The organism is Streptomyces sp. NPDC041784 (assembly GCF_055591025.1).
In genome coordinates this window covers 1-1509 of record NZ_JBVJAB010000089.1, presented here as the reverse complement: position 1 = coordinate 1509, position 1509 = coordinate 1, and the positions used below count along the sequence as shown (strand labels likewise).

Here is a 1509-nt window from a genome sequence, read left to right as displayed (position 1 = left end):
CTGCGGCCCGGCGGCGAGGAGTACCTCGACTCGGAGAAGTACCAGCTCAAAGCCCGCGACTGGGCCGCGGCCGAACGCGAGGGCCGCACCCTCGCACCCCTCATCACGAAGCTGAACGAGATCCGCCGCGGTCACCCCGCGCTGCACCGGCTCCGGAACCTCCGCTTCCATCGCACCGACAACGACTCCGTCCTCGCGTACAGCAAGCGCGACGGGGCCGACACGGTGATCGTCGTGGTCAACCTCGACCCCCACCACACCCAGGAGACGACGGTCTCGTTGGACATGCCGCAACTCGGCCTGGACCACGGCGCGTTCCTGACCGTGCACGACGAACTGACCGGTGAGACGTACACGTGGGGCAGCAGCAACTACGTGCGCCTGGAGCCCGGCCCGGCACCGGCCCACGTGTTCCACGTCCGGTGACCCGCACCGCAGATCGGAGACTCCAGACCGCCATGACCGTCAACTCACCTGTTCCGGACACCTTCGAGGACACGCCCGCAGGGGACCGCGACCCCGAGTGGTTCAAGCGCGCCGTGTTCTACGAAGTCCTCGTCCGTTCCTTCCAGGACAGCAACGGCGACGGCGTGGGCGACCTGAAGGGTCTCACCGCGAAGCTCGACTATCTCCAGTGGCTGGGCGTCGACTGCCTCTGGCTGCCGCCCTTCTTCAAGTCGCCCTTGCGGGACGGCGGATACGACGTCTCCGACTACACCTCCGTGCTCCCCGAATTCGGCGACCTGGCCGACTTCGTGGAGTTCGTCGACCACGCCCACCAGCGCGGGATGCGCGTGATCATCGACTTCGTGATGAACCACACCAGCGACCAGCACCCGTGGTTCCAGGAGTCACGCAAGGACCCCGACGGGCCCTACGGCGACTACTACATGTGGGCCGACGACGACAAACAGTACGGCGACGCCCGGATCATCTTCGTCGACACCGAGGTCTCCAACTGGACCTTCGATCCGGTCCGCCAGCAGTACTTCTTCCACCGCTTCTTCGCCCACCAGCCCGACCTCAACTACGAGAACCCGGCCGTGCAGGAGGAGATCCTGGCCGCTCTGCGGTTCTGGCTGGACCTGGGCATCGACGGATTCCGCCTCGACGCGGTGCCCTATCTCTACGCGGCCGAGGGCACCAACTGCGAAAACCTTCCGGCAACGCACGAGTTCCTCAGGCGCGTGCGCCGCGAGATCGACGCGATGTACCCGGACACGGTGATCCTGGCGGAGGCCAACCAGTGGCCCGAGGACGTGGTCGACTACTTCGGCGACTACGCCTGCGGCGGCGACGAATGCCACATGGCCTTCCACTTCCCCGTCATGCCCCGCATCTTCATGGCCGTCCGCCGCGAGTCCCGCCACCCGGTGTCGGAAATCCTCGCCAAGACCCCCGCCATCCCCGCCACGTGCCAATGGGGCATCTTCCTCCGCAACCACGACGAACTCACCCTCGAAATGGTCACGGACGAAGAACGCGACTACATGTACGCGGAATACGCGA

The 1509-nt window shown here is 66.1% G+C and carries 2 protein-coding genes; both read left to right on the top strand.

The window, feature by feature from the left end:
• The coding region (locus ACZ6D7_RS47530; protein WP_469505167.1) for an alpha-glucosidase C-terminal domain-containing protein at window positions 1-426 on the top strand (426 nt) is incomplete at its 5' end.
• Between the two features lie 32 nt (window positions 427-458).
• Window positions 459-1509, top strand: a 1051-nt coding sequence (locus ACZ6D7_RS47525; RefSeq protein ID WP_469505166.1) for an alpha-amylase family glycosyl hydrolase, incomplete at its 3' end; no start/stop codon positions are given.